The sequence below is a fragment of the Bacteroides sp. Phil13 genome (genome assembly GCF_001940965.1).
Lineage (GTDB): Bacteria > Bacteroidota > Bacteroidia > Bacteroidales > Bacteroidaceae > Bacteroides > Bacteroides intestinalis.
The window spans coordinates 123894-148106 of sequence record NZ_MSHA01000049.1; the positions used below are offsets into that span (position 1 = coordinate 123894).

The following is a 24213-nucleotide window of genomic DNA, read 5'->3' on the forward strand; positions in this document are numbered from 1 at the left end:
TTTCTCAGCCCAATAATGATGTTACATGTTTCTTTCCTGATGTTACATCTTTTGAAAAATGTACGGAGTAAGTACAGTAGAGCTGCGGTAAGTTTTATCTGAAATCTAAAATCAAATGTCTGGAATTGACAATGACTATAATACAATAGGCCTATTTTTGCATTGTGCCAGATCGTATGGAAGTATGATTATAAATGGAAATAAATAAGGATTAGGAAATGAAGAAAAAATGGATTCTATTGTTACTGATAACGATTAGTTTTACAAACCTTGCTGCGCAGGACGCGCTTTATCCGAACACTTTTCCTTTGGGAGATGTGAGAATAACTGCAGGCCCTTTTAAGCATGCCTGTGATTTGAACGTTAAGGTTCTGCTTCAATATGATACCGATCGTCTGCTGGCCCCTTTCCTGCGTGAAGCAGGATTACCTAAGAAAGCGGAAACGTATGGTAACTGGGAAAAAGACGGTCTTGACGGGCATATCGGTGGGCACTATCTGAGCGCTTTAGCCATTCATTATGCCGCTACAGGTAATCAGGAGTGCAAAAAACGCATGGATTATATGGTTTCTGAATTTGCGCGTGTACAGCAGGCTAATGATGACGGTTCTATTTGCGGCTTTCCGAACAGTAAGAAGTTTGCGGAAGAAATAAGAAAAGGAAATGTAGGCATTGTATGGAACTACTGGGTGGCCTGGTATAATATGCATAAAACCTATGCCGGACTGCGGGATGCCTGGCTTTACGGTAAAAATGAAAAAGCGAAAAAGATCTTCTTGAAGTTCTGTGACTGGGGTGTCGACGTTATTTCTAATTTAGACGACCGGCAAATGGAGCGTATGCTGGATAATGAATTCGGTGGTATGAATGAAGTGTATGCGGATGCTTGGCAAATGACCGGCAATCCTAAATACCTCGATACGGCGAAGCGCTTTTCACACAAGCAGATTTTCGATAGTATGACAAGGCGCATTGATAACCTGGATAACAAGCATGCCAATACACAAGTGCCTAAAGCCGTGGGATATCAACGTGTGGCCGAACTTAATTCGAAAACTGCTTCGGATTACAATGAATTTATGACTGCTGCTGAATTTTTCTGGGAGACTGTAGTTTTTCATCGCTCTTTGTCATTAGGCGGAAACAGTCGGGGTGAGCATTTTCCCGAAGCAGGAAAATGTTCCGATTATATGCATGAACGTCAGGGACCGGAGTCGTGTAATACTAACAATATGCTGAAACTTACCGAAGGTCTGTTCCGTATCCATCCCAAAGTGGAATATGCCGATTTTTATGAACGTGCCCTGTATAATCATATCCTTTCTACCCAGCACCCTGAACATGGGGGATACGTATATTTCACACCTGCTTGCCCCTCGCATTATCGTGTTTATTCGGCACCGGGAGAAGCAATGTGGTGTTGTGTAGGTACCGGTATGGAGAATCATGGTAAATACGGGCAGTTTATTTATACCCATGATACGGTGGATAATGCTCTGTATGTGAATCTTTTTATACCTTCCGAATTAAACTGGAAAGAGAAAAAGATTAAGATTGTACAAGAAACGGACTTTCCGAATGAAGAAGGGACTACGTTGACTGTTAATCCTTCCAAAGCAACACAGTTTAAACTGCTGATACGTTATCCCTCATGGGTGGAGCAGGGAAAAATGCAGGTGGTCTGCGATGGAGTTGATTATGCAAAAAATGCACAGCCAGGTTCTTATATAGCCATTGATCGCCAATGGTCAAAAGGAGATGTGGTGGAAATAAAAACTCCGATGACCGTGAGAATTGAAGAACTGCCTAATGTACCTAACGCTATCTCGATCATGCGTGGCCCTATATTGTTAGGTGCGAGGACGGGAACGGAAAATATGCCCGGATTAATTGCCGGAGACGGGCGTTGGGAGCATATTGCACACGGATCTCTGGTTTCACTTTTTGATGTACCTTATATCATAGGGGAAAGAAGTGATATTCTGAATAAATTGAATCGTATGAAGCCGGTCGAAGGAAAATCTTTTAGTTTTACTGTTCCCGGTTTGTTTACTCAGGAAAAATATAAGAATCTGATACTTGAACCATTCTATGGAATTCATGATAGCCGCTATATGATGTATTGGTTATCAATGCCCGAGCCCGCATTCAGGGAATATAAACAAGCCGTAGAAGCTAAAGAGAATGGGAGAATGATACTCGACAAGCGTACTGTGGATATGGTATCATCGGGTGAGCAACAACCTGAGTCGGATCATGCAATGAAAACTCAGGATTCGCATCGCGGAGTACATGCCGGTGAGGCGTGGCGTGATGCCCGTAATGGAGGATATTTCGAATATACACTGACCACGAAAGGAAATGAGAATCTCTCATTGATGGTCCGTTATTGGGGAGCTGAGTCTGGTAGTAGAAGCTTTGATATTCTGGTTGATGGTCAAACTATCGCTACGGAAAATATTGTCGGGAAATGGAAGAAAGACTTGTTCTGCAATGTGGAATATAATATTCCGGCCACTTTGCTGAAATCGAAAGATAAAATTACGGTTAGGTTCCAGAGTAAGTCGGATACTACAGCAGGAGGGATTTTTGCAGTACGATTGTTGGTTCCAGAATCGACGGTGACAGATAAATAAAAGTCTTTTTGGGGAACATATCGGGTAGGTGTGAGCGTGACCAGGAAGAAATATTCATAACCTGCCTGAAATGAATTAACTTAATCAACGAATTTGGATAGCTTATTGATTATCAGCAAATAGCATTTACCGATAGTTGATATCACTATGTAAAAGCGTTTACCGCAGTATGTAACGCCATTTACTCCTTATTGTAACGCTCTTTACCACGGTATGTAACGAGCTTTACTTCGGCGTGTAAATGAAGTTATCATTGGGGGTAAACAGGGTTTCCATGGAAGGAAACAAAGTTTCATGCGGCAGGGGTGTTGTACTAACTAAATATGTATGTTTATGAACTTACTTAGAAAAACATGGGGGATTGTAATAGCTGTTATAATCAGTTCGTGCCACTCGGCAACATTTGATACTATTTCTCCTGACGGAGCCTTAAAGGTTGGTGTAGTGACAACAAAGGATGGCGATTATGGAAAAGCCGCTTTCGTTGTGCATTACAAGGGAGATAGTATTCTTTTTCGTTCCGAACTGGGATTGGAAACAGATGCGCAAAAGTTTGCCGGTAACTTAAGACTGAAATCAGTTTCGGAACCGAAATCCGTGATTGATGATTATAGGATGATTACGGGAAAACGGAGCCATTGTGTGAATGAGGCTTCCGAACGGGTTTATTCTCTGGAAAACAATGAAGGGCAAACTTTGGAGGTAACGTTTAGGGTGTACAACGATGGGATTGCATTTAAGTATGGGCTTAAGGCTATTTCGGATGAAGAACATATCATTAATGAATATACGGCGTACGCCTTGCCACAAGGGAGTAAAAGATGGATACAACAATATGATCCGGGTTATGAAAAGTTTTTCCCGCTGTCTACTGACGGTAAGCTTGCCAATCGCCCGGAGGTTGACCTTTGGGGCTATCCGGCGCTTATAGAGCCACGGGATTCTGTGTTTGTGCTGATTACGGAGGCTAATATCAGACGGGGGCATTGTGGCTCTTTTCTGTATAACGGGGATAATCGCGATAATTATCAGGTACGATTGGGCGATAAAAAACTTGCTTTTAGCGGTGTGTGGGAGTCTCCATGGCGATTGCTTATTGCTGGTTCTTTAGCTGATATTACTGAGTCTACACTGGTGACGGATGTGTCTGACCCTTCTAAGGTGGAGGATACGGAATGGATAAAACCCGGAATGGTGTCATGGATTTATTGGGCATACAACCATGGTTCTCAAGATTATCAAATCGTGAAGGAATACATTGACCTAGCAGTCAAGATGAAGTGGCCTTATGATCAGATCGATTGGGAATGGGATGTAATGAGAAATGGGGGAAACATCCAAGATGCCGTGAAATATGCTTTGAGTCAAGGTGTTAAACCTTTGGTCTGGTATAATTCGAGCACGAATTGGATAGGTCCCGGTCCTCTCTTTCGTCTGAATAAAAAGGCAGACAGGGAAAAGGAATATAAATGGTTAAGCGATATGGGAGTTGCCGGCATTAAAGTTGACTTCTTCTCGGGTGATAGTGTTTCTACAATGAATTATTATATAGATCTGCTTGAAGATGCCGTGAAGTATAAATTGATGCTTAACTTTCATGGTGCCACTATTCCTCGCGGATGGCAACGTACGTATCCTCACATGATGTCGGTGGAGGGAGTATATGGGGCGGAATGGTACAATAACACTCCAGTTTTGACGAATCGGGCTGCGGAACACAATGCTACCTTACCCTTTACGAGAAATGTCGTAGGTCCAATGGATTATACTCCGGGCACTTTCTCTGATTCTCAGCATCCGCATATCACCTCTTACGGTCATGAATTGGCATTACCGATAATTTTTGAGTCGGCCTTGCAGCATATGCCGGACAGGCCTTCGGTTTACTATGATATGCCGGAACCTGTAAAGAAGTTATTATCGGATTTGCCGGTAGCCTGGGATGATACGAAGCTTTTGGCCGGCTATCCGGGTATGGAGGTTGTTATGGCACGGCGCAAAGGAGATGTATGGTATATTGCAGGGATTAATGGAACCAATAAACCGAGAACCCTTTGTTTTTTGCTGAAAGACCTTTCCGTTGTCGGTAAGAAAATAACCTTGTTTGAGGATGGTATATATGACAGAAGCTTTACTATTGCAGAGGATCTTCCTTTGTCAGAAGACGAAATGAGTGTGGAGATAAAATGCTTGCCGCGTGGAGGATTTGTAGCTGTTATAAAATGATAAACATGAGAATTTATATATTTCTGTTAACTGTTTGTTTTACCTTTCAGATGCGTGCACAGCAAGTACCTGATTGGGAAAATCCTCGCGTAGTAGATATCAATAAAGAGGAGTATCACAGTACATTGACGTTGCCGTCCGGGAAATCCTCGTGTGAAGAGATTGTGCCTTTGAACGGGAGGTGGAAGTTTTATTGGTCTCCCGATCCGCAAAGTCGGCCGTCGGACTTTTATAAAAATAATTTTGATGTGAGTGGCTGGGATAACATTTCTGTACCGGGGACATGGCAGTTACAAGGCTATGGAAAACCTATTTATACCAATTGGACATATCCTTTTAAGAAAGACCAGCCGAAAGTGACGGGAGAACCTCCCAAGCATTTTTTTAGTTATGAGAATCGAAATCCGGTGGGGGCTTATGTGACAACTTTCGATGTTTCGGAGGATATGAAAGATAAGCAATTGTATCTGCACTTCGAAGGAGTTAAGTCGGCTATGTATGTATGGATTAACGGGGAAAAAGTAGGATATAGCCAGAATTCTATGGCTCCGGCGGAGTTTGATATTACCGGATATGTAAATGAGGGGCAAAACCGTCTGGCGGTAGAGGTATACCGTTGGTCGGATGGCAGCTATCTGGAAGATCAGGATATGTGGCGTTTTAGTGGGATTTATCGCCCGGTAGAGTTATGGGTACGCCCTAAAATCCATATAAAAGACTATTCACTGACTACCGATCTGGCAGATGATTTTTCGTCTGCCGGTTTTAAGGCAAAAGTCTGGTTAAGAAACTTGTCGGACAGTAAATCGGGAAAACTGAGTCTTGAGGTTCTGTTAAAAGGGAAGAATCGGAATGAGGAAAGATTTGTGAAACGGTTAATCACTCCTGTAAAGAATTTGCTGGCAACATCCACAGGCTGCTATACTTTGTCATCTGTTGTGGAAAATCCGAAGCTATGGTCGGCGGAAAAGCCAAACTTGTATGATGTTGAAATTAGGCTTTACGATGGTAAGAAGGTGGTTGAGGAGTTTCAATCACATATAGGAATATGGAAATGCGAGATTGATGGAAATGTATTTAAGTTTAATGGACAGCCTGTTAAATTGAAGGGAGTGAATCGCCATGAACATCATCCACGCACCGGCCGACTTGTGGACAGTGAGACTATGGAAAAGGATTTGAGACTGATGAAACAAGCCAATATTAATATGATCCGTACTGCACACTATCCTAATTCCCCGTTGTTTTATGAATTGTGTGACAGATATGGTTTCTATGTGATGGATGAGGCTAATCAGGAAAGTCATGATTATGGTTTAGGTAATAAAATACTTGGTGATAACCCGGAATGGACGTTAGCGCATGTAGACAGGGCACTTGCATTGGTACAACGAGATAAGAATCACCCTTGTGTGGTCTTTTGGTCTTTGGGTAATGAAGGAGGTGCCGGACGCAATATGCAGACCATGGCAGATACAATACAGGCCATAGATGCTTCACGTATTATTTTTAGCGATACCGATCTTTCTGTATCGGCTTTTAATGATCCTTCTTATTATACTCCCGGAAAATTTAAGGAATATGCCCGGGAAAAACGTGATAAACCTATCTTTATGCGTGAGTATGCTCATGCCATGGGAAATTCAGTAGGCAATTTGCAGGAGTATTGGGATGTCATTGAGGCTAATGATCACGTTTCAGGTGCGGCTATTTGGGATTGGGTCGATCAGGGAATTGCAAAGAGGATAAATCCGGGATATAAGAAAGGAGTGGAAAATTCAGGTTCTTTGCTATTGAAGGAAGGTGAATTTTGGGCTTATGGAGGAGATTTCGGTGATTTTCCTAATAATGGGGATTTCTGTTTTAATGGTTTAATTGGGGCTGACCGTGTTCCTCATCCACACTACTATCAGGTTCAGAAAGTGTATCAGAATATTGGTTTTTCACTTGAAGGTCCGAATAAGGTGCGTCTTACCAATAAGTATGAATTTACGGCTTTGGATGAGTTCGATTATGAGTATGAATGGTTGCAGAATGGTGAACTTGTAAAGTCGGGAGAAGTACCGCTTGTAGCTGGAGATCATTTGGATATTCCCTCTTTCACGGGATCGGGTGAGCTTTTCCTGAATGTATTTGCCAAGCTGAAACAGAGTACATGCTGGGCTGAAAAAGGTTTTATTATTAGTAAGGAACAATTTTTGGTGAATATGGCCAAACCGGAGTCTATTGTTTCGGAAGGGGGAAGTGTTGAAGTGAATGCATCACAGGCTACTATTGAGATAATGGCTGGATTGAATTGTTTCATCGTAGATGTGAAATCCGGTGCTTTGACAAGTTGGAAAAATGATGGAACGGAAATTCTATATGCTCCTTTAGAACCTTATTTCTGGAAACCGGCGGACAGTAATCAGATGAATAATGGTTATAATAACCGTTTAGGAATATGGAGAAACGCTGCTGGTGAACGTGTAGTCGAAGGTGTGGATTATTCTGTGAAGAATGGGCTGGCTGTAGTGGAGGTTAGTATGTCGTTGCCTGTGGTAGGTGCTGCTTATCAATTGCACTATACTGTAAATGGGAGCGGAAAGATACAAGTTGAAGCTCTCTATAAACCAAAAAAAGAAAAGATCCCATTGATGCCTAAGTTTGGAATGAGGATGCGTTTACCCTCTTCCATGGATTATGTCAAATGGTATGGTCGTGGTGAGTTTGAGAACTATCCGGATAGGAAAACGGCTGCTTTAGTCGGTTATTATACAACGGATCTCAATAGTTTTGTTACGGATTATGCTTTTCCACAGGATAATGCAAACAGGTGTGATGTCCGTTGGTTTTCATTGAATGATAAGGAGAACCGGACTATAAAAGTGACAGGCTTGCAACCGCTCTGCTTTCGTGTGTGGCCGTATGGTGAGGAAGATTTGGAAAAGAGCAGACATGCTTATGAACTACCCGGACGCGATTATGTGAATGTGAATATTGATTTGAATATTCATGGCGTAGGAGGTGCTGATTCTTGGGGGGCAAGAACATTGGATGAATATACAATGGATGGCAATCAAGCTTATTATTATGGTTATTTGATGGAATATTATGATTGATAGCCATCAATTTATCTAATATTGAAAGTCAAATATCTAATATTGAAAAAGGTGTATAATGATATGCAGCTATTTTTGTATCGTACAAAATTATGGAATGCGAATTTTAATCATTAAATGTAATAAATACCATGAAATCAATTAAAATTGTATTAATATTAATGGCGCTGTGTTGTTGTATCCCACTTGCGGGGCAAGATTATCAGCAAATTCCTGAGGGAATTAAGGCGACCGTTAATTCTGTAGATGTAGAATTGCAATTCTATACTCCGTCAATTGTAAGAATACTAAAATCTCCTAATGGGTGGAAGTATACAAAGGAGAGCCTTTCTGTAATAGAAACTCCTCAGAAGGTGAAGACTGCCGTTACTCAGGAAGGCAATATTGTAAGACTGAAAAGTAGTGAAATGGGGGTTACTCTTAACTTGGAGTCTGGTGTTGTGTCTTTCTTTAATGCGAAAGGAGAGCCGTTGCTTAGTGAAAAAGGAAAGCCCGAGTTTACCGATTTTGATGATGCGGGAACCAAAACGTTTGCAATCAAGCAATCGTTTATTTTAGATAAAGATGAACCTCTTTATGGATTAGGAATCCTCCAGAATGGAAAAATGTCACAACGTAATCAAACCAAACACCTTGTACAGGGCAATGTGGAGGACGTGGTTCCATTTGTACAGTCAGTGAAAGGATATGGTCTTTTCTGGGATAATTATTCACCAACTAACTTTGCTGATAAAGCGGAAGGGACGTCTTTTCAATCTGAAGTAGGAGATTGTATAGACTATTACTTCATGTATGGTGGAAATGCTGATGGTGTAGTTGCACAAATGCGTGCATTGACCGGACAAGTACCCATGTTTCCTTTGTGGACTTACGGTTATTTCCAAAGCAAGGAACGCTATAAAAGTCAGGAAGAAACAGTAGGAGTGGTGAGAAAATATCGTGAATTAGGTGTTCCTCTTGACGGAATTATTCAGGATTGGCAATACTGGGGACACAATTATTTGTGGAATGCTATGGATTTCAAAAATCCGTTGTTCAACGAACCTCAAAAGATGATTAATGATGTACATGGAATGAATGCGCACATGCTGATTTCTATCTGGTCTTCGTTTGGACCAATGACCAAACCTTATAGAGAACTGGATAAGAAAGGTATGCTGTTTAACTTCTCTACATGGCCTCAGTCGGGACTTGAAACTTGGCCACCCGATATGGAATATCCCTCCGGAGTACGTGTATACGATGCTTATAATCCAAAAGCTCGTGATATCTACTGGAAATATCTGAATGAAGGCATTTTTAAATTAGGCATGGATGGATGGTGGATGGATTCTACAGAACCTGACCATTTAGACTGGAAACCGGAAGACTTTAATACGAAGACTTATCTGGGTTCATTCCGTAAAGTACGCAATGCTTATCCGCTGTTGACAGTAGGTGGAGTATATGATAACCAACGTGCAGTAACTTCCGATAAACGTGTGTTTATTCTTACCCGTTCCGTATTTGCCGGGCAGCAGCGTTACGGAGCCAATGTATGGTCGGGAGATATCGGATCTTCCTGGGAATCACTGCGTAATCAGATTCCGGCAGGCTTAAACTTTACCCTTACCGGAAATCCTAATTTCAATACTGATATAGGTGGTTTCTTTGCCGGACATTATAACAAGAGTTGGAATGACGGGAGTGCACCTAAGAATCCAATGTTTCAGGAATTATATGTACGTTGGCTACAATTCGGGACATTTACTCCGATGATGCGTTCGCATGGAGCTGATACGCCAAGAGAAATTTATCAATTTGGGAAAAAAGGCGAACCTGTATATGATGCTATTGAAAAAATGATTAATCTGCGTTATTCTTTGTTGCCTTATATATATTCCACTTCTTGGGAAGTGACTGAACGTCAATCGAGCTTTATGCGTGCTTTGGTAATGGATTTTGCCGGTGATAAGAATGTATGGGATATAAAAGACCAGTATATGTTTGGCAAATCCATTCTTGTAGCGCCGGTGGTCAGTGCGCAGTACACTCAGGAAAAGGTAGTGAAGGTAAATGAGAATGATGGTTGGAATAGAAATAATGCTCAGAAGTTTGAGGATAAAGCTCCGGTAGACTTTATGCAGGCTAAGTCCGCAAAGGTATATTTGCCGGAGGGTGCTACCTGGTATGATTTCTGGACGAATGAAAAGCATGACGGTGGACAGGAAATAGAAAAGGAAACGACTATCGATGTCATTCCTTTGTATGTCAAGGCAGGCAGTATTATTCCAATGGGTCCTAAAGTGCAGTATGCAACGGAAAAACCGTGGGATAACCTTGAATTGAGAGTATATGCCGGTGCCGATGGTTCCTTTGTTCTTTATGAGGATGAATTTGATAACTATAATTATGAACTGGGAGCATATACAGAGATTCCTGTCGTATGGAATAATACATCACGCCAGTTAACCATAGGGGCTCGAAAAGGTGCATATAAGGGAATGTTGAATAATAGAAAGTTCACAATCGTACTTCAAGACGGAACTCAGAAAGTGGTTAACTACAACGGAAAAAGAGTTAGTGTGAAATTCTAGTACTATTGGGAAACATCGATTTTTAAATACCAGAAGTAATGAAGAAACTTATTTTATCCGGATTGACGGTAGCTATACTGTTTATAGCTTCTCCTCTGGGACATTTGAATGCCCAGACCCCTATTATACAGACAAAATTCACTGCCGACCCTGCCCCCATGGTACATAAGGGTATGGTATACCTTTATACTACCCATGACGAGGATTATGCTCCCGAAGGAATGGCAGGTTTCCGCATGAAAGAATGGTTGCTGTACACCAGTACCGATATGGTGAACTGGACTGATCATGGAACCATAGCCAATTTATATAATTTCAAGTGGGCAGATCCTGCCGTATCAGGTTGGGGAGGATTTGAGAATGGTGCCTGGGCTCCTCAATGTATCGAGCGTAATGGAAAGTTCTATTTATATTGCCCGGTACAGGGACGAGGAATCGGAGTGTTGGTTGCAGATAGTCCTTTGGGCCCTTTTACTGATCCTCTCGGAAAACCCTTGATTGGTGCTGAGTATGACAGTATTGACCCGAGTGTATTGATAGATGATGATGGACAAGCATATTTATATTGGGGAAATCCTAATCTCTGGTATGTGAAACTGAATGAAGATATGATTTCCTGTGCGGGAGAGATTACGAAGGATAAATTGATCCGGAAGATAGAAAATCAGAAAGACCCTTATCATTTTCAGGAGGGTCCCTGGGCATACAAGAAGAATGGGCACTATTATATGGCCTATGCAAGTACATGCTGTCCGGAAGGAATTGGTTATGCAATGGGCCCCAGCCCTGTAGGCCCCTGGAAGTTTAAAGGATATATAATGAAACCTAATGGGAAATCTTCTGGAAACCATCCGGGAATCATTGATTATAAAGGTAAATCTTATGTGTTCGGATTTAATTATAGATTGAATTTCATGATAACCGACAAACATCATGAACGCCGTTCTATATGTGTGGCTGAACTGGAATATAATCCTGACGGCACAATCAAAGAACTACCCTGGTGGGACGACGGTGTCGGAGTTGCACCTGTCGGTACATTGAATCCTTATAAGCGGACTGAGGCAGAAACAATGGCCTGGAGTCAGGGACTCAAGACCGCTAAGGACGATGAAAACAGGATGTATGTTACTTCTATTCATAATAGGGATTTCCTTCAGGTGAAAGCGGTTGATTTCGGCAAGGGGGCAAAAACATTTGAAGTTCGTGCAGCTACAATAACCAAAGGAAAGATTGAAATCCGTTTGGATGGTCTTGATGGTACGTTGCTGGGTGTATGTAATATAAATAATACCGGTGGCTGGAATACGTGGAAAACCTTTACTGCTGATGTAGAGAAGGTGGGTGGAGTTCACGATCTGTACCTTGTCTTTAGGGGAGGCGATGGAGAGATGTTCAACATGGACTATTGGAGATTCAAGTAAGATGACCAGGAAACTGTGTCAGAAATAAATAGCAAATAAATATATATCTGTATCATGAAAAAGATGATGTTGGCATGGCTGACTGTTACTTCATTACTGATGGGGTGTTCCGGTTCGGAAATGTCGGTGAAGGGGACGTATCGTAATCCTGTAATTTATGCTGATGTACCGGATATGTCCGTTACACGTGCAGGAGAGTACTATTATATGATAAGTACCACCATGCACTTGATGCCTGGTGGACCTGTTATGAGGTCAAAAGACTTGGTGAATTGGGAAACAGTGAGCTATGTTTTCGATAAGCTGACTGATAACTCAAAGTATGATTTGATTGGTGGAACTGTTTATGGACGCGGACAATGGGCATCTTCCATACGCTATCATAATGGGAAATTTTATGTATTGTTCTCGCCAAATGATGTGCCCTATCGGTCGTATATATTCACGGCGGAAGATCCGGCCGGGAGGTGGGAACTATTATCGAGAACACAGCATTTTCATGATGCCTCTTTGTTTTTTGATGATGACGGCCATGTATATGTATTCTATGGAACCGGTGAGCTGAAGGAATTGAAGAGTGACTTGTCGGATGTGAAACCCGATGGAGTCAGTATGAAGATTTTTGAACGGGATGCTGATGAACAAGGCTTGCTGGAAGGAAGTCAGGTTGTGAAACATAACGGAAAGTATTATTTGCTGATGATTTCTATGGATTGGAGTATCCCCGGTCGGGTGCGCAGGGAAGTATGTTATCGTGCAGACAAGATAACAGGGCCTTATGAGAAGAAGGTTATTCTGGAACATGATTTTGATGGTTATGGAGGAGTAGGTCAAGGTTGTATTATTGACTCGGAAGAAGGAGATTGGTATGGGGTTATTTTTCAGGATCGCGGAGGAATAGGCCGGGTACCTACTCTTATGCCCTGCCGTTGGATAGACGGATGGCCGATGCTGGGAGATGAAAATGGACATGTACCCTTGACGATGGAAAAAGAGATATATCCGACTGAAAATACCAAAGGAATACTTGGAAGTGATGACTTCAGCGATGAGAAGCTTTCACTCTACTGGCAATGGAATCATAATCCGGTAGATGATAAGTGGTCTTTGACGGAACGTCCGGGTTATCTGCGATTGAAGACCAGCCGGGTGGTTGATAACCTGTATTTAGCTCCGAATACGATTACGCAACGTATGGAAGGGCCGAAGTGCAGTGCTACCATTTCTCTTGATGTTTCTCATATGAAGGATGGGGATGTAGCCGGATTCAGCGCATTCAACGGACATTCCGGGCTTTTGTCAGTGGTGAAGGAAGGGGATGCAAAGCGTCTGGTTATGTCTACCAATGTTGTCAACTTTGATAATACTCCCAATAAGGCAATAGCCAGTGTGGATATAGAAGAAAAAGAACAAGTCGATTTTAATCAGGACGTCATTTATCTGCGTATAGAAGGCGACTTCATGCTGAAACGCGATATTGCTACTTTCTATTATAGCCTGGATAATAAGGAATGGAAGAAGATCGGAACGGATTTCAAAATGCGCTTTGATTATACAAGGCTCTTTATGGGAAGCAAGTTTGCTATCTTCAACTATGCAACAAAGTCGCTGGGAGGTTATGTCGACGTTGATTACTTTGACTTCTCTACCTCCTGATTTGCATAAATAATGACAGATGTTCTGAAGAGGGGAAGCTCTTAAAGAGTGTCGTTGACACTTAGCACAAGTATCCCTGACACTTAGCACAAGTATGCCCGACACTTAGCACAAGTCTCAATCCCCTTTCAGAATGCTCTGTAGGGCATGTCTAACTTAGAAAACAGAGCGTATGGCGTTTTTTAAATCTATTTACAAAAGCATATCCGGGACGTGGCACTTTTTGCCTACTTTCCCTCAAAACTTAATACTTATGAAACATTTTTTAGTTATAGCAGCGTTATTAATTTGCGGTGCAATAAAAGCGGAAGAGAAACAAATTACAAGTCCCGATGGGAAAATATTGGTAACTATCTCCGATAAAAATGGGCAACCTTCATATAGCATCAGCTATAATGGTACTCCTTTCATTCATTCTTCTCCTTTGGGGCTTGTGACTAATGTCGGTGATTTTTCCCGGGATATGTCTTTGGGACAGAATGTCCGGTCGAACAAAATTGACGAGACCTATACATTGCCTAATATAAAGCAGAGCAATGTGCACTATGTGGCTACAGAAGCTGTATACCAGTTTAGCCAGCAAGATAAGGTTATTTTTGATGTTATATTTCGCGTAAGTGACCGGGATGTTGCTTTCAGATATAAAATGTATCCTCAGAAGAAGGCCTTGTCCTGCGTTGTGAAAGAGGAAATGACCGGTTTTGTGCTTCCTGAGGGGAGTACGACTTTCCTGTGTCCGCAGAGTAAACCTATGGGAGGATTTGCCCGCACTTCGCCCAGCTACGAAACTCCCTATAAAGCGGATGATTCCATGGGCAAGAATGGATGGGGTGAAGGATATACTTTCCCTTGCCTGTTCCGTAATGGTGACAAAGGATGGATACTTATTTCAGAAACAGGTGTGGATAGCAAATACTGCGGAAGCCGTTTGCTGGGACATGAAAATGGCCTGTATACAATCGGTTTTCCTCAAGAAGGTGAAATGAACGGAAACGGTACAACTGCACCCGGACTTGCATTGCCGGGAGAAACTCCCTGGCGGACGATTACTTTGGGCGAAACTTTAGCTCCGATTGTTGAAACAACGGTTTCTTTTGATGTGGTAAAGCCACTATATGCAGCGTCCGGCAAATATGAGTACGGCAGAGGTTCCTGGAGTTGGATTATCGGTATGGATGGAAGCACGAAGTATGAAGAGCAGTTGCGTTACATTGATTTCTCGGCGGCAATGGGTTATCAGTCTGTATTGGTAGATGCATTGTGGGATACGCAGATTGGATATGATAAGATTGAGCAGTTGGCTAAATATGGAGCGCAGAAAGGGGTAGGTCTCTATCTGTGGTATAACTCTAACGGATACTGGAATGATGCTCCACAATCACCCCGTGGCATTATGGACAATGCGATAGCCCGTCGTAAAGAAATGAAATGGATGCAAAGCATTGGAATACGTGGCATAAAGGTTGACTTCTTTGGTGGTGATAAGCAAGTTACCATGCAACTGTATGAAGATATTCTTGCTGATGCCAATGAATACGGGTTGCTGGTGATTTTCCACGGATGTACTTTGCCTCGCGGCTGGGAACGTATGTATCCTAACTATGCGTCGAGTGAAGCAGTATTGGCGAGTGAAAACCTGCATTTCTCTCAGGGAAGCTGTGACGTTGAGGCATTCAATGCCTGCCTGCATCCGTTTATCCGTAATACGGTGGGTAGCATGGACTTTGGGGGCAGTGCACTGAATAAATATTATAACTCAGATAATGCTCCGCGCGGAAGCCGGCGTATGACTTCTGACGTGTTTGCTTTGGCTACTGCAGTATTGTTCCAAAGTCCGGTGCAACATTTTGCCTTGGCTCCGAATAACCTGACGGATGCTCCGGAATGGGCGATAGGCTTCATGAAAGAAGTTCCTACCACATGGGATGAAGTACGCTTTATTGATGGCTATCCCGGAAAATACGTAGTTATGGCTCGCAGGCATGGAGATAAATGGTATATTGCAGGGGTTAATGCCCAGAAAGAAACTGTAAAGCTGAAGATTGCCTTGCCGATGTTTATGCCTGGCAATCAGGTACGGGTATTCAGTGATAATGAAGAATTGCAAGGAAATGTAAAACAAGTAAAGGTAAATAAGAAACAGGAGTTGCAATTGACAATGCCTTGCAATGGTGGAATATTAATTGTAGAATAATCAAACTAAAAAAGCAATATGGATAAAATGAAGTCTTTATTCTTCTCATCGCTATTGACGGTGGTGGCTACTTCGGGACTGGCACAGAACCCGATCATTCAGACAAATTATACGGCCGATCCGGCTCCGATGGTATATAACGATAAAGTATATCTTTATACTACCCATGATGAGGATAATTCTACCTGGTTTACGATGAACGACTGGCGATTGTATACGACCAGTGATATGGTGAACTGGACGGATCATGGCGCTGTGTTATCATATACTGATTTTAGTTGGGCAAAAGGGGATGCATGGGCTCCACAATGCATTGAGAGAGATGGTAAGTTTTATATGTACGTACCCATGATTTCGAATATAAACAATAGAGGTGCAATTGGTGTGGCGGTAGCTGATAGTCCTTATGGTCCCTTCTATGATCCGCTTGGAAAGCCATTGGTTCAGAGTGAATGGGGAGACATTGATCCGACTGTTTTTATTGATGATGATGGACAGGCTTATTTGTATTGGGGAAATCCCAACCTGTATTATGTGAAGTTGAATGAAGATATGATTTCTTATAGTGGGGATATTGTGCGTGTACCTTTGGTAGCAGAATCGTTTGGTAAACGCGAAGGCGATGCCCAGAGAGCCACTCTGTATGAAGAAGGCCCCTGGCTTTATAAACGGGATAAGAAATATTATTTATTCTGGCCGGGAGGTCCGCTGCCCGAGCATATCGGATACTCAACCAGCGATACTCCTACAGGTCCGTGGAAATACGGTGGAGTAGTGATGCCTGCCGGTGGCGGAGCGTTTACCATCCACCCGGGAGTTATTGATTTCAAGGGTAAAACTTACTTTTTCTATCATAACGGACAGTTGCCCGGAGGTGGTGGATTCAATCGTTCGGTATGTGTGGAAGAGCTTAAATTCAACAAAGACGGATCTATTCCTCAACTGAAGATGACAGAGGGTATTATCAAAGGGATTACGACACTGAATCCGTATGTAAAAACGGAAGCGGAGACTATTGCTTTTTCCGAAGGATTCAAGTCTTTCAAAAATGATCAGGTGGGTGTTTTTGTTACGGCAATGAAGAATGGTAGTTATACTTGTGTTCGCGGTGTAGATTTCAAGGCAACCGGTGCAACGAAGTTCAGTGCCAGAATAGGAACTACGCATAATGATCCTGTAAATCTGGAAATCCGTCTGGATGGTGTCGACGGGCAATTGATAGGGACAATGAAGGTACCGCGTACAGGAGGAAGTGATCGTTGGGACTTACGGACTATTGACATTACAAAAGTGACCGGAGTACATGATTTATATTTTATAGTAAAGGGGCGGCCTGCTACCAATCTTATGTATTTTGATTATTGGATGTTTTCTAAATAACTTGTACTAAATACTATGAGGAATAAAAGGAAGTATATCAGAACAACAGGAATCATCCTGCTGTTCTGTGTTGCTTTGTTGAATACGGCATGTGTTTCAAAGCAAAAAGAGAAAGTCGTTCTTGAACTGAACCAGGGAGTGCTTTCGCTGATACCATTAAATCAAAATGCTGTCCGGGTACAGTTTTCCCAACCGGGTTCGGCGCCTATGGAAGAGCTTATCTATACAGAAAAACTTCCTGTTCCTGAATATGAAGTTACAGAAGATAAGCAATCGCTGGTTCTATCTCTGGATGAAATTTCAGTGGAATTCGACAAAGGTACGGAAGTCTTGACTTTTAAAGATGCGAATAAGCGCATCATTCTTCAAGAGAAAGTTGACGGGCGTTTCATGAAAGCTTCTTCTGTACAGAATGAACCTACCTATCAGGTGGAACAGCATTTTGTTTCTCCGAAAGATGAATATATATACGGTACAGGTCAGTTTCAGGACGGTTATCTAAATATCCGGGGATTGACACGGCGCTTGACGCAGGTAAATACGCAGATTTCTATTCCTTTTATTCTTTCAAGTAAAGGCTATGGGCTGCTGTGGAATAACTATGGATTGACAGATTTTAATCCGGCAGATCAATTTGTGGAGTTGACTCCCGCTAATGCAAGTGGAGAGGCTGTTACGGTAAATACCACCGGTACGAGTGGAAATGTAAGGGAAACCAGACAAACCTATTCGTTTACAGCTTCGGTGGAAGTACCTCGTTCCGGTAGCTATTCTTTGTTGCTGGATGTGGGACAACGAATGGCACGGAAGTATTATCTGGTTATTGACGGACAAAAGATTATGGATGTCAATAATTTATGGTTGCCTCCCACTACTTCTGCCATTGTGGAGCTGACAGCCGGTAAGCACGATATAGAAGTGCAAGGTGAACGTAATGATAAACCTGTGTTATATTGGCGTCCTGTTTCAGAAGAGACTGTATTCCGTTCTCCGGTTGCCCAAATGTTAGATTATACGGTTTTCGCTGGTAACGGAGATGAAGTGATCGCCAGCTATCGGGAATTGACCGGACCTGCCCCCATGATGCCTTTGTGGAGTCTGGGATATATACATTGCCGGGAACGTTATAATACTCAGGCGGAATTGCTGGAGAATGCCCGTGAATTCCGGGAACGGAAATTGCCTATCGATATAATTGTACAGGACTGGCAATATTGGGGAAAATATGGCTGGAATGCCATGAAGTTTGATGAAGACAGATATCCTGATCCGGGAAGTATGATGAAGGAACTTCATGAGATGGATGTGCGTCTGATGATCTCTGTATGGTCTAAAATTGATGCTCAGTCCGAAGTGGGAAAACAAGCCAAGGAAAAGGGATATTACATATCGGGCAGTGACTGGATTGACTTTTTCAATCCGGACGCAGCGGCTTTCTATTGGCAGAATTTCCGTACCGGATTATTGAAATATGGTATTGATGCCTGGTGGCAGGATGCCACTGAACCGGAGAATGATGATTTGCAGAACCGTCGCATCAATCGTGAACAAACTCCGGGAGAGGTTTACCGGAATGTATATCCGATGTATGTCAGCAAGACAATCTATGAAGGTTTACGTCAGGATGATTCAGACAGGCGAGCTATGATTTTTACTCGCAGTGGATTTTCAGGAATGCAACGTTATGCAGCCGCCACATGGTCGGGAGACGTAGGACATGACTGGGAAACCTTACGTCGACAAATCGTAGGGGGATTGGGGCAGATGGCGACAGGGCTGCCTTGGTGGACTTATGATGCAGGTGGTTTTTTCCGTCCAGGCGACCAGTATACAAATACCGGATATCATGAACAGTTGATCCGCTGGATACAGGCAGGAACATTTTTCCCACTGATGCGTGTGCATGGCTATATGAGTAATACCGAGCCGTGGCGATATGGAGAAAAGGTGGAACATATCATTGCCCGATATCTGGATTTACGTTATAGACTTCTTCCTTATATCTATTCACAAAATGCTGCGGTTTCATTCAATGGTTCTACTTTGATGCGTCCGTTGGTGATGGATTTCCCTGAAGACCGTTTTGCACTGGAACAAAACTATCAGTTCATGTTCGGACCTTCTATACTGGTGGCTCCGGTGGTAGAAAGCGGTGTTAACCGAATGAAAGTTTATCTTCCGGAATGTGCAGCCGGCTGGGTAGACTTCTGGGATGGTACACCTCATAAGGGAGGGATATTCATTGATATAAATGTGGATCTTATGAAGACTCCTTTATTTGTGAAAGCGGGTTCTATATTGCCGTTAGGACCTCAGAAACAGTATGCAGCTGAGGAGACGGAACAACCGTGGGAAATCCGTATTTATCCGGGGGCTGATGGTTCTTATTCTGTTTATGAAGACGAAGGAATCAATTACAATTATGAGAAAGGTCAGTTCAGCACGTTTGATCTGAAGTGGAATGATTCGGATAAAACCCTTACTATCAGTGACAGAAAAGGTTCGTTTGCAGGAATGAAGGAAAGAATGGCTTTCAATATTGTAATTGTAACGCCGGAATCGGGCACTGGAATTTATCAGCCAAAAGTGAACAAGAGCATTGTCTATGAGGGAAAATCAATGGTGATATCACTGTAGTGTTTTTTAAGGCAATGATCTGGAAATATCTTAAAATATGAAGAATAATATGAAACAGTTTTTAGCCCTCGTAGGGTTTGTAATAGCGTCCATTACTACAGGATGTGGTCAATCCCATACTGTGTGGCTTGATGATTTGGATCTGACAGCTATGACTCAAGGTAATGGAGTAGCTATGAAAAATAAGTCGGTTGACGGTAAAACCCTGACAATCGGAGGACAAACGTTTGAACGTGGAGTAGGTACCCATTCAGTCAGTGAGATAGCAATTCAATTGGATGGCAAAGCCGTATCATTTACGGCTCAGGTAGGGCTGGATGATGAGATCATCGAGCATAAAACGTCTGCCGAATTTATTGTAATAGGAGATGGAGCCAGGCTTTGGTCCAGTGGGATTGTAAAGGTAGGAGATGCGCCTAAATTATGTTCGGTTTCATTGGATGGAGTCAAAAGGCTTGAGCTGATAGTTGCTGATGGTGGTGACGGGCCTTACTATGACCATGCTGACTGGGCGGATGCAAAGATAATATCAAAAGGAAAGAAGAGTTTTCCTACACTTAAATTCATTGCTACGGAACCTTATATACTGACTCCACCTGCTCCCGCAACGCCGAGAATTAATGGGGCTTTTGTGTTTGGGGTGCGTCCCGGTTCCCCATTCCAATATCAGATAGCGGCTACAGGCGATCGTCCGATGACATTTGCAGCAGAGGGATTACCGGCAGGATTGGAGATTCACCCGGAGACGGGTCTGATTACGGGTAAACTAACCAAGGCTGGTACATTTGAAGTGGTTTTGCAGGCGAAAAATGTGAAAGGGACGGCAGAAAGAAAACTTCGTATTGAGTGTGGTGACAGAATTGCTCTTACTCCGCCGATGGGATGGAACAGTTGGAACTGCTTCGGACATGAAGTCTCGGCTGAGAAAGTGAAGCAAGCGGCAAGAGCTATGGTTGAAAGTGGTTTAGTGAATTATGGTTGGACTTATATCAATATAGATGATTCATGGCAACATCACAGAGATCCCAACGACCGGACCAGAGGTGGACGGTTACGTGACGATCAGGGTAATATCATACCTAATGCCCAATTTCCTGATATGAAAGGGTTAACGGACTATATACATTCACTTGGACTGAAAGTGGGTATTTATTCTTCACCCGGTCCGTGGACTTGTGGAGGTTGCGTAGGCAGTTATGGTTATGAAAAGCAAGATGCTGATATGTATGGTAAATGGGGATTTGATTATTTGAAATATGATTGGTGCAGTTACGGGGGAGTTCTTGACCGTGATTTAGATAAGGATCCTTACAGTGTGTCTTCCTTGGCATTTCAAGGGGGTGGGGATTCAATTGCCGGTAGAAAGCCATTTAAGATTATGGGGGATTATTTGCGTCAGCAGCCCAGGGACATTGTTTATAACCTGTGTCAGTATGGTATGGGAGATGTCTGGAAATGGGGAGATGACGTTGGAGGCCAGTGCTGGCGTACGACTAACGATATCACGGATACTTGGGAAAGTGTAAAAGGTATTGCTCTTTCTCAAGACCGTGCAGCCGCATGGGCGAAACCCGGTAACTGGAATGATCCGGACATGTTGGTTCTTGGTATTGTAGGTTGGGGAAATCCTCACCAAACCAAGCTTAAACCTGATGAACAGTATCTCCATTTCAGTCTTTGGAGTTTATTCTCTGCACCGCTTCTGATAGGTTGTGACTTGGAGAAAATGGATGATTTTACCCTGAGTTTGCTGACTAACAATGAGGTGATAGCTGTGAATCAGGACCCTTTGGGTAAACAAGCCACATGTATATATTCAATAGGGGAATTACGTATTTATGTGAAAGAACTTGAAGATGGTAGTAAGGCGGTTGGTTTCTGTAATTTCGACCGCGAAAAGGCTAATATCTCTTTCCGTGATTTTGAAAAACTGAACATTACTGGTAAACAAACTGTGCGTGACCTTTGGAGACAAAAGGATATAAAAATCTTGGATACAGGACGGAAACCATTGCCTCTCAATGTTCCGGCTCATGGGGTACTTCTTTATAAATTTACACCGGTTCAGTGAGAATATAAAAAATAGAATTACTTACTTAATTGTTTTTGATCATGAGAAACACTCTTTTTATTGTTAGTTTGTATCTGATCTTATCTGCCTGTGGTGAGAAAAGAAATGAAGTGAAGTTTATTTCGGAAGGTAATCCGATAGTGACGGATAAGTTCACCGCTGACCCGGCACCTATGGTGCATAATGGTAGACTGTATCTCTATGTGGGTCACGATGAGGCTGAAGAAGGACAGGACTTTAACATAACCGAATGGCTGTGTTATTCAACAAAAGATATGAAAACATGGACCGATCATGGCTGTGTGCTGAAACCTACGGATTTCTCGTGGGGAGTTGGAGAAGCATGGGCTTCCCAGGTTGTAGAGAAAGATGGGAAATTCTATTATTATACAACGGTGCAGGCTGATGCGCCATATAATAGTAAAGTAGTAGGCGTTGCCGTGTCAGATAGTCCGACGGGACCTTTCATTGATGCTCGGGGTACACCGCTTATTACAGATGATATGACTCCTAACGGTCCTCGTGGATGGTGGAACGATATCGATCCGACTGTTTTTGTGGATGATGACGGCACACCATGGATGAGCTGGGGTAATGGTACCTGCTTCTTAGTGAAACTTAAACCTAATATGACAGAACTGGACGGAAACATAGAGATTCTTAAAATGCCGAAATTTGTGGAAGGACCATGGATTCATAAGCGTGAAAATCTTTACTATCTGACGTATGCATCGATGGGTAAGGGACGTGAAACCATTAGCTATGCCACGGCACCAAGTATGAATGGTCCATGGACCTATCGTGGAGCCTTGACAGGAATGGCAGAAAATAGCTTTACCATACACCCGGGAATCATTGAATTCAAGGGACAAAACTATCTGTTCTATCATAATGCAATACTTACCATAGATGGTAAATCCGGTGCCACAGGGCGTCGAAGCGTGTGCGTTGACTATCTTTATTATCTACCCGATGGACGTATGGCGTATGTTGAGCAGACCAAAGAAGGTATTACTGTGAAGCCGAAGACAGCAGCCGAAGTAGCTGAGATTGTAAATCCATACACTGACGAAAAAGAAGTTGTGGTAGAAATAGTGCAGAATGATACAGAATCTCGGAAAAACTGAAGGTGCTGATTTACACAGATGACTATTAAGGTTTTAGTTCGTTATTGCTTGAATAGATCGTATCTCTATAGATTGTAACCCTGCGCTCCTGAGTCGAATCGTTCTTGATGGAGGTAACATCCCCACGTGTCGTAAAATAGACATAGTTGCCTCTGTCATAAAAGCGATATACTTTGCACCCATCGTGCTCAAAGAGATAACTGACCTGATAGGTCGTATTATTCTCCGATTCACCTACCTTTAGCGGAATAGAAGTGTAACAAGCTGTAATTCCCATCATTATGAATGAGAGAATTAATAATTTAGTTATTGTCTTCATAGACGGAAGTATTTATGTTTACCAAATACAAAGATAAAGTTTTTCCCGAATTATATTTCCGGAAATAGATTTTATCTATGTTTTCATAGATAAATACAATGAATAAAAAGTGTGTAAATATCAAACAAAAAACTTATTTTTGTGTTGTTAATATGAATGACTAACGACAATTGATACGTAATTTACTAACTAAATAAGAAAAAAGATTATGGCTAAAAGTGTTAAGGGAACTCAGACAGAAAAGAATCTGTTGACCTCATTTGCAGGAGAATCACAAGCAAGAATGCGTTACACTTATTTTGCAAGTGTAGCAAAGAAGGAAGGTTACGAACAAATTGCTGCTATTTTTACTGAAACGGCTGACCAGGAAAAGGAACACGCTAAGCGTATGTTCAAGTATCTGGAAGGTGGTATGGTAGAAATTACTGCAAGTTATCCTGCCGGTATTATCAGCACTACATTGGATAACCTGAAAGAAGCTGCTGCTGGTGAACACGAAGAATGGTCTCTGGATTATCCTCACTTTGCTGATGTAGCAGAAAAAGAAGGTTTCTATGAAATCGCTGCTATGTACCGCAACATTTCAATTGCCGAAAAAGGTCATGAAGAAAGATACTTGGCTTTCGTAAATAATATCGAGAATGCTACAGTATTCGCTAAGGAAGGCGAAGTAGTATGGCAATGCCGTAACTGTGGTTTCGTCTTCACAGGTAAAGAAGCTCCCGAAGTTTGTCCGGCTTGCTTGCATCCGCAGGCTTACTTCGAAGTGAAGAAAGAAAACTATTAAGAAATTCTTATTTCTATGATAAAGAACGCCCGGGTGTTTCGCTTGAAGAAACATCCGGGCGCTTGTATTTAATGAATTG

The 24213-nt window shown here is 42.4% G+C and carries 13 protein-coding genes; 12 read left to right on the forward strand and 1 reads right to left on the reverse strand.

Going from position 1 to position 24213, the window contains the following annotated elements; genetic code table 11:
* The first annotated feature begins 218 nt into the window (after window positions 1-218).
* From BWI44_RS09275 to BWI44_RS09325, 11 genes are all read left to right on the forward strand, one after another.
* Window positions 219-2636, forward strand: a complete 2418-nt coding sequence (locus BWI44_RS09275; RefSeq protein WP_195208636.1) for a glycoside hydrolase family 127 protein — start codon at window positions 219-221, stop codon at window positions 2634-2636.
* Between the two features lie 327 nt (window positions 2637-2963).
* Window positions 2964-4862: a glycoside hydrolase family 97 protein gene (locus BWI44_RS09280; protein ID WP_195208637.1), complete on the forward strand. Its 1899-nt coding sequence runs from the start codon at window positions 2964-2966 to the stop codon at window positions 4860-4862.
* A gap of 5 nt (window positions 4863-4867) precedes the next feature.
* Window positions 4868-7963, forward strand: coding sequence for a glycoside hydrolase family 2 TIM barrel-domain containing protein (locus tag BWI44_RS09285; RefSeq protein WP_286813033.1), 3096 nt, complete (start codon window positions 4868-4870; stop codon window positions 7961-7963).
* A 131-nt stretch (window positions 7964-8094) separates the two neighbouring features.
* Window positions 8095-10539 (forward strand): glycoside hydrolase family 31 protein, encoded by a 2445-nt coding sequence (locus tag BWI44_RS09290; protein ID WP_195208639.1) that lies wholly within the window; start codon window positions 8095-8097, stop codon window positions 10537-10539.
* A 38-nt stretch (window positions 10540-10577) separates the two neighbouring features.
* Window positions 10578-11963 carry a glycoside hydrolase family 43 protein gene (locus tag BWI44_RS09295; RefSeq protein WP_195208640.1) on the forward strand — a complete coding sequence of 462 codons (1386 nt, stop codon included), beginning with the start codon at window positions 10578-10580 and terminating at the stop codon, window positions 11961-11963.
* A gap of 54 nt (window positions 11964-12017) precedes the next feature.
* On the forward strand, window positions 12018-13619 hold the full coding sequence (locus tag BWI44_RS09300; protein ID WP_195208641.1) for a glycoside hydrolase family 43 protein: 1602 nt from the start codon (window positions 12018-12020) through the stop codon (window positions 13617-13619).
* A gap of 253 nt (window positions 13620-13872) precedes the next feature.
* Window positions 13873-15813 carry a glycoside hydrolase family 97 protein gene (locus tag BWI44_RS09305; protein ID WP_195208642.1) on the forward strand — a complete coding sequence of 647 codons (1941 nt, stop codon included), beginning with the start codon at window positions 13873-13875 and terminating at the stop codon, window positions 15811-15813.
* An 18-nt stretch (window positions 15814-15831) separates the two neighbouring features.
* Window positions 15832-17193 (forward strand): glycoside hydrolase family 43 protein, encoded by a 1362-nt coding sequence (locus tag BWI44_RS09310; RefSeq protein ID WP_195208643.1) that lies wholly within the window; start codon window positions 15832-15834, stop codon window positions 17191-17193.
* 15 nt (window positions 17194-17208) lie between these two features.
* Window positions 17209-19830, forward strand: coding sequence for a glycoside hydrolase family 31 protein (locus tag BWI44_RS09315; RefSeq protein WP_286813036.1), 2622 nt, complete (start codon window positions 17209-17211; stop codon window positions 19828-19830).
* A 37-nt stretch (window positions 19831-19867) separates the two neighbouring features.
* The gene (locus BWI44_RS09320; protein ID WP_502688831.1) at window positions 19868-21901 is read left to right on the forward strand and encodes an NPCBM/NEW2 domain-containing protein; all 2034 of its coding nucleotides are present in this window, start codon (window positions 19868-19870) and stop codon (window positions 21899-21901) included.
* 41 nt (window positions 21902-21942) lie between these two features.
* Window positions 21943-23028, forward strand: a complete 1086-nt coding sequence (locus BWI44_RS09325) for a glycoside hydrolase family 43 protein (protein ID WP_286813040.1) — start codon at window positions 21943-21945, stop codon at window positions 23026-23028.
* 25 nt (window positions 23029-23053) lie between these two features.
* Here BWI44_RS09325 and BWI44_RS09330 read toward each other — a convergent pair whose 3' ends face one another.
* Window positions 23054-23347: a DUF4884 domain-containing protein gene (locus BWI44_RS09330; protein WP_007661068.1), complete on the reverse strand. Its 294-nt coding sequence runs from the start codon at window positions 23345-23347 to the stop codon at window positions 23054-23056.
* A 208-nt stretch (window positions 23348-23555) separates the two neighbouring features.
* Between BWI44_RS09330 and rbr the strand changes: the two genes are divergently transcribed.
* Window positions 23556-24134, forward strand: coding sequence for a rubrerythrin (rbr, locus tag BWI44_RS09335; protein WP_117707254.1), 579 nt, complete (start codon window positions 23556-23558; stop codon window positions 24132-24134).
* The last annotated feature ends 79 nt before the right edge of the window (window positions 24135-24213 follow it).

Excerpts from the sequence above, each read along its gene's own strand:
- BWI44_RS09275 (WP_195208636.1), top strand. The coding sequence starts at position 219 with ATGAAGAAAAAATGGATTCTATTGTTACTGATAACGATTAGTTTTACA.
- BWI44_RS09280 (WP_195208637.1), top strand. The coding sequence starts at position 2,964 with ATGTTTATGAACTTACTTAGAAAAACATGGGGGATTGTAATAGCTGTT.
- BWI44_RS09285 (WP_286813033.1), top strand. The coding sequence starts at position 4,868 with ATGAGAATTTATATATTTCTGTTAACTGTTTGTTTTACCTTTCAGATG.
- BWI44_RS09290 (WP_195208639.1), top strand. The coding sequence starts at position 8,095 with ATGAAATCAATTAAAATTGTATTAATATTAATGGCGCTGTGTTGTTGT.
- BWI44_RS09295 (WP_195208640.1), top strand. The coding sequence starts at position 10,578 with ATGAAGAAACTTATTTTATCCGGATTGACGGTAGCTATACTGTTTATA.
- BWI44_RS09300 (WP_195208641.1), top strand. The coding sequence starts at position 12,018 with ATGAAAAAGATGATGTTGGCATGGCTGACTGTTACTTCATTACTGATG.
- BWI44_RS09305 (WP_195208642.1), top strand. The coding sequence starts at position 13,873 with ATGAAACATTTTTTAGTTATAGCAGCGTTATTAATTTGCGGTGCAATA.
- BWI44_RS09310 (WP_195208643.1), top strand. The coding sequence starts at position 15,832 with ATGGATAAAATGAAGTCTTTATTCTTCTCATCGCTATTGACGGTGGTG.
- BWI44_RS09315 (WP_286813036.1), top strand. The coding sequence starts at position 17,209 with ATGAGGAATAAAAGGAAGTATATCAGAACAACAGGAATCATCCTGCTG.
- BWI44_RS09320 (WP_502688831.1), top strand. The coding sequence starts at position 19,868 with ATGAAGAATAATATGAAACAGTTTTTAGCCCTCGTAGGGTTTGTAATA.
- BWI44_RS09325 (WP_286813040.1), top strand. The coding sequence starts at position 21,943 with ATGAGAAACACTCTTTTTATTGTTAGTTTGTATCTGATCTTATCTGCC.
- BWI44_RS09330 (WP_007661068.1), bottom strand. The coding sequence starts at position 23,347 with ATGAAGACAATAACTAAATTATTAATTCTCTCATTCATAATGATGGGA.
- rbr (WP_117707254.1), top strand. The coding sequence starts at position 23,556 with ATGGCTAAAAGTGTTAAGGGAACTCAGACAGAAAAGAATCTGTTGACC.